Below are 6,472 nucleotides of genomic sequence, written 5' to 3' on the forward strand. Positions count from 1 at the left end.
GTTTGTGGTAAAACAAAAATAATCAACTTTTTTATCTTTCCCCTTCGGGGTTTTCTTTTACGGCTACGCCTCCAAAGAAAACCCCGAAGGGGAGGAAATGCCATCAACAATGTTGTGAAACTTTACACATACTGTTAAAGTATGCACTGTCAAGATTTTTAACAAGCAAATCTTAACAGTGCATTTTCAATTTACTATTTCTTATAAAATGGCAACTTAACCACTTTGGCCAATACATCGTTTTTTCGGATTCGGATGTATATTTCGCTATCGACCATTGAAAAAGCAGTAGTTACGTACCCTAAACCAATTCCTTTATTTAAGGATGGCGCCATTGTTCCTGAAGTGACTATTCCAATTGTATTTCCATCTTTGTCCACAATTTCATAATCTTGACGAGGAACGCCGCGGTCAATTAATTCAAAACCAACTAATTTTCTTGTAACGCCTAATTCTTTTTGTTGCTGTAGTTTTTCAGAATTCACAAACTCTTTGGTGAATTTGGTAATCCATCCTAAACCTGCTTCAAATGGAGAAGTGGTATCATTAATATCATTTCCGTACAAGCAGAAACCCATTTCTAAACGCAATGTATCGCGAGCTGCGAGACCAATAGGTTTGATACCAAATGCCGCTCCAGCTTCAAAAACTTGGTTCCAAATGTGTGCTACTTCATCGTTTTTGCAGTAAATTTCAAATCCTCCCGAACCGGTATAACCTGTTGCTGAAATAATCACATTTTCGATTCCAGCGAAAGTTCCTACTTCAAAGTGGTAATATTTTATGGCTGACAAATCCACTGATGTCAAGGATTGCATCGCTTCAATGGCTTTAGGACCTTGAATGGCAAGCAAACTGTAATTGTCTGAAAGATCTTTCATTTCCGCATCTACGTTGTTGTGCGATGAAATCCAGTTCCAATCTTTCTCGATATTGGATGCATTTACAACCAAAAGATATTCGTCTTCTTTCATTTTGTAAATGATCAAATCATCTACAATTCCACCATCGTTGTTAGGTAAGCAGGAATATTGAGCTCTTCCCACTGTTAAAGTTGCGGCATCATTTGTAGTTACTTTTTGAATCAACGCCAAAGCATTTGGACCTGAGATCAAAAATTCGCCCATGTGCGAAACGTCAAAAACACCAACGGCATTTCGAACTGTTTCGTGTTCGGCATTCACCCCTTCGTATAAAATAGGCATGTTATATCCTGCAAAAGGAAGAATTTTGGCTCCCAAATTTTCATGTACGTGCTTTAAAGCTGTATTTTTCATATGTTGATATTTATTGTTTTATCAGTCATCCCGAAAACACAAAACAAGTTATGTAATTGCTTCGCCTGTTCGAAAAAGTTCGGGTCGTATGTATGAACTGGTTTTTGATACCAATTTCAGTTCCTACGCATTTAATATTTTGATTGGAAATAGATTTCGTGGGCTAATTTATTCTATTTTTAGGGTTAAAAAAACTTTTAGACAGAGTATTTTGTGACTAAAAAAAGAACGCAATTACAAATGAACTAGCAATTGCACTTGTGATTTTAAGCGTTCGATAATCAAATTCATCATTCGTTTATTTAACGAAGACGAGTTGACGATGTAGCGATTGTACTCCTCTAAAGTAAATAATCCGATAACCATACCTTTGAGTGAATTTCTGAATTTAATGTCTTTTTGAATCGCGTTTTCGATGAAATTCAATTTTTTTTCAGCCGAATAATTATTGAAATCCGTTTTGCTTTTGGTTATATAATTTTGAAAAACAAGTAATAACAAATCGTTTTGTAGTTTTAAGATAGGTCGGAGGGTTTCGTTTTGAAAAAATTCGTCAGCAGATGTTTCCGAAGTTAATTTGCCAAAAGCAACACCACGAAGTTGTTTGATAATATTGTCTCTCGTATCCATTTTTTTTATTTAAATGTACGAAAATCAGGAACAGTGAAAGATAAACAAGTGTTATGTTATGCACAATTTATCAACTAAAAACTGAAATTTTAGAATTGTACATAAAACAAATCTTCAGGAAAATTAAGAGGGTTCTTGCTTTTAACAAGGATGGAATTCCATTCGCGGGTGGGATAGATTGAAACATTTTTACCATTTACTGTAAAATAAATCGGTAGTTCAAAATCGGGTACATCCGTTTTCCAGCGGTAACTTAGTTTGTTTCCCGTGCGTTTTGTTTCTAAAACAGGAATCGAAGTGTGATTTAAATACTGTTCGAAAAAGGGCTTGACATTCCGACCCATTTCTTTAGAAAAAAAAGCAACTACATCTTGTGTTTCAATTATTTTATGGCGGTTGGATTCGGTAAATTTTTTAATAATCGACCACCATTTTTCATCGTCGTCCAAGGAATTTCGGAGCGTATGCAGCATCAATGTTCCTTTGTAATACATATCGACTGATCCTGAGTTATTTACCTCATATTTTCCTATAATAGGTTGTGTGTTTTCAATTAATTTCTTTTGTCCGTTGATGTATTCTATTGCTTTTTTCTTACCCAATATACATTCTATATAAACCGATTCGGCATACGTAGTAAATGCTTCGTGGATCCACATATCGGCAATATCACGCGAAGTAATACTGTTTCCGAACCATTCGTGAGCGGATTCATGGATAATGATGTAGTCGAATAATTTTCCAATCCCTGTACCTGAATTATCATTTCCTAAATAGCCTTTTCTGTACTTATTTCCATAGGCTACAGCACTTTGATGTTCCATACCTAAATAATTACTTTCTATTAATTTATATCCATCTTCGGCAAACGGGTAACTGCCAAACTTACTTTCGAAGCAATCTAACATTGGTTTAACTTCTGCAAATTGTTTTCTGGCTCGCTTTTCATTTCCTCGTAAAACATAATAGTCCAAGTCGATGTTATTGTGATTGTCTTGGATGTGAACATAGTCGCCAATGTTTAAGGTAATATTATAGGAATTTATCGGGTTTTTTACTTCCCAATCCCAACGGGTATACCCATTTTTAAGATCAAGACTTCCTTTGAAACGGCCGTTGGAAACATTCATCAAACCGTTTGGAACGGCAATTTTTATAGACGCACCCAAATCGGGTTCATCACTTTGCGAATCTTTGACTGGAAACCATAAACTCGCGCCTGTACCTTGAACGGCAACGCCAATCCATGGCTGGTTATTGTCGTCTTTTGAAAACACAAATCCGCCGTCCCAAGGTGCATTTTTGGCAATAATCGGATTTCCAGAATGATAAAACTGCAGCTTTAAAACAGCTCCAGATACACTTAAACGCTCCGGAAAATTGATAAATACAGCTCCAAATTCTCTCTGGAAATCCAACTTTTTATTGTTAAAAACGATGCTATCCACAATCATATTTTCGAACAAATCCAACTGAATTTTGCTAGATTCTTCAAGCATTTTAAACGAAATTGTATTGGAGCCGAAGAGGTTTTTTTTTTTCGGATCAACTGTAATATCGACATCATAACGTTGCACATCGAAGCACCTTCGCTCGAAAGAAAAACCACCTTGCAAGGAATCTTTTCGTGTGAAATTTTGAGCGTTTACAAAATGTGAAAAAAGTACGATAAAAAATAGTCCACTTTTCTTCATAAGGAATTTGATTTCAAATACTAATTGGTAAGAAAAACAACTTTAATTTACAAAATGCAGCTGTTGTTGTATATGGTAAAAATAACAATTTTAAAATTTTAAAACTTAAAATCTAGACAAACAAAATAAAAATAAAATCTAAAAAAAAGCCTGAAAATCGTCATTTTCAGGCTACATTATTTTAAAAAAAAATTAATTTAATTTTCCAACCATTTCTTCTGGCTTTACCCAAGCATCAAAATCCTCGGCTGAAACATAACCTAATCTAACGGCTTCTTCTTTTAAAGTTGTTCCGTTTTTGTGAGCCGTTTGGGCAATTTCTGCGGATTTATAGTACCCAATTTTTGTATTTAATGCCGTTACTAACATCAATGAATTGTCTACCAATTCTTTAATTCGGGTATAATTGGGTTCGATACCTTGTGCACAATGTTCGTCGAATGATTTGCAAGCATCACCAATCAATCGAGCTGATTGTAAGAAATTAGCAGCCATGACCGGCTTAAAAACGTTTAATTCGTATTGGCCTTGCATTCCACCAACTGTAATTGCCACATCGTTACCCATTACTTGAGCACAAACCATAGTTAAAGCTTCGCATTGAGTAGGATTTACTTTTCCAGGCATGATGGAAGAACCGGGTTCGTTTTCAGGAATAATGATTTCGCCAATTCCAGAACGCGGACCTGAAGCAAGCATTCGAACATCGTTGGCAATTTTATTCAACGAAACCGCCAACTGTTTCAATGCTCCGTGCGATTCTACAATTGCATCATGCGATGCCAAAGCTTCAAATTTATTGGGTGCTGTAACAAAAGGTTGGTTGGTAAATTGAGCTATATATTGCGCCACTTTTACATCATAACCTTCAGGTGTGTTTAAACCGGTTCCCACAGCTGTTCCGCCCAAAGCGACTTCTGATAAGTGCGAAAGCGTGTTTTTAAGTGCTTTTAAACCATAATTCAACTGGGCTACATATCCCGAAAGTTCTTGTCCTAAGGTAAGCGGGGTAGCATCCATTAAATGTGTGCGACCAATTTTGACCACATTCATAAATTCCTGTGCTTTGGCATGCAAGGTATCGCGTAATTGTTCCACGCCCGGAATGGTAGTTTCCACAACTGCTTTGTAAGCCGCAATATGCATTCCTGTTGGAAAAGTATCGTTGGATGATTGCGATTTGTTCACGTCGTCGTTGGATTTTAAAACCGGTTCGCCTGCGCCAATTTTTAGTCCTGCCAATACTTGTGCCCGATTGGCAACTACCTCATTTACATTCATATTGCTTTGTGTACCTGAACCTGTTTGCCAAATAACTAAAGGAAACTGATCGTCGAGTTTTCCTTCTAATATTTCGTCGCAAACCGCTCCAATAGCATCTCTTTTTTCAGTAGATAAAACTCCTAAATCACAATTGGCATAAGCGGCGGCTTTTTTTAAATAAGCAAATCCTTGAATTATTTCTTTTGGCATTGAAGCCGAAGCGCCAATTTTGAAATTATTTCTTGAACGTTCCGTTTGAGCTCCCCAATACTTATCAGCAGGAACCTGTACTTCACCCATCGTGTCTTTTTCTATTCTAAATTCCATAGTTTGTGTAATTTTTTTATGTAAATATGTTGTTTTATAATGTGTCAAATTTAACGATTAAAGCAGTTTTAAAAAAATCTATTTGTGTTTTTTGAATAAAAAAGTATTTGGATTAATCGCCACCGATCATTTTGGACGTAATACCTTTTTTAGTTGAGTTTTCTGCAATAACAATACCTAATATATGCAGTACAATGAATATTGGAAACCAATAAAGTCCCCATTTATGCACTGTTTCAATGGTTTCATGATAGGAATCGAAAAAACCTTTCTCGATGCAAATTCCTGTAAAAGCCGAAATAAATACAAACACATAAAAATAAATATAGGTAAAACCTTGTAGACGTTCTTTCAACGGGAGCGTATTTTTAAATGGATTTGGAAATCGAATTCCTTTAAAAATCATGTAAAGAATTCGTGCTACAAAGGCAAAAATCATTACGTTCGCAAAAATTTCGTGCCATTCCCACATCGGATTCCTAATGGCTGTAGCGATGTCGGACATGGTATCTTTTGAGAGTGGAGTGGAAGCCGTTTTGCTTTCAATAATAGAAATCGTATTTTTTTTGTTCATCCAAAACATCCTTAAAAAACCGGTAATGAACAAAACAGGCATTGATAAAGCAATTAGCCAGTGTAACACTCGGTGGACGATTGTAAATTTTTTAGGTTCTTGCATGAGATTCTAAGATTAAATAAGGATTAATTAGACCATAATGGTTTATAAAATTATTTTGACATTAAATGCTTGGGTATTGCTTTTAAAAATGTTTTTTATGGTTCGTTTACAAAAATAATACTTAGTTTATGACATGGGATTAATTTCTGCTTAAATATTGCATCAAAATTATCTCCTTATTAATTGGTAGGTTTGATTAAAACCTTTACTTTTGTAATAAATTCACTAATTCCTCAGAAGTCATGTTTGATTTTACACAGTATTTAGGTTTTATTCTTTTCTTAACCGTTCTGACTATAGGATTTTGGTTAATGTTTTTCCTAGTTGGCTTCGTGACCTATTGGGTTGGTGGTGCTTCTTGGGAACTTTACAAAGAAAAGAGAGACAAAAAAAGAAATAGCTAGATTTGTAAAAATCAAGTTATAAAAAAAAGGAAGTCAAAGCGGCTTCCTTTTTTTATGTTTTAAATTCTGGTGTTGAGGGAGTTGCGTTGAAACTTTTACTGGTAGGAAGTTCATAAATTTCAAGATCAAAATACACTACAGAGGCAATGATATGGTCAAAAATATCGGCCATAATGAATTCGTAATTGATCCATGTTT

At 35.3% G+C, this 6,472-nt stretch carries 5 protein-coding genes and 1 pseudogene; all 6 read right to left on the minus strand.

Going from position 1 to position 6,472, the window contains the following annotated elements:
• Window positions 1–194: 194 nt before the first annotated feature.
• Window positions 195–1,277: a glycine cleavage system aminomethyltransferase GcvT gene (gene gcvT, locus ACIQ2X_RS12510; RefSeq protein WP_396179254.1), complete on the minus strand. Its 1,083-nt coding sequence runs from the start codon at window positions 1,275–1,277 to the stop codon at window positions 195–197.
• A 234-nt stretch (window positions 1,278–1,511) separates the two neighbouring features.
• A complete protein-coding gene (locus ACIQ2X_RS12515; RefSeq protein WP_396179255.1) occupies window positions 1,512–1,907 on the minus strand; it encodes a glyoxalase in 396 nt (131 codons plus the stop codon).
• An 89-nt stretch (window positions 1,908–1,996) separates the two neighbouring features.
• Window positions 1,997–3,601, minus strand: a complete 1,605-nt coding sequence (locus ACIQ2X_RS12520) for a M1 family metallopeptidase (protein ID WP_396179256.1) — start codon at window positions 3,599–3,601, stop codon at window positions 1,997–1,999.
• Between the two features lie 192 nt (window positions 3,602–3,793).
• Complete coding sequence (fumC, locus tag ACIQ2X_RS12525) at window positions 3,794–5,191, minus strand: class II fumarate hydratase (protein WP_396179257.1); 1,398 nt, start codon at window positions 5,189–5,191, stop codon at window positions 3,794–3,796.
• Between the two features lie 112 nt (window positions 5,192–5,303).
• On the minus strand, window positions 5,304–5,870 hold the full coding sequence (locus ACIQ2X_RS12530) for a cytochrome b/b6 domain-containing protein (protein ID WP_396179258.1): 567 nt from the start codon (window positions 5,868–5,870) through the stop codon (window positions 5,304–5,306).
• A 456-nt stretch (window positions 5,871–6,326) separates the two neighbouring features.
• Window positions 6,327–6,472: pseudogene (locus ACIQ2X_RS12535) on the minus strand (mechanosensitive ion channel family protein); the annotation flags it as partial.

It is taken from the genome of Flavobacterium sp. (genome assembly GCF_044368625.1).
Lineage (GTDB): Bacteria > Bacteroidota > Bacteroidia > Flavobacteriales > Flavobacteriaceae > Flavobacterium.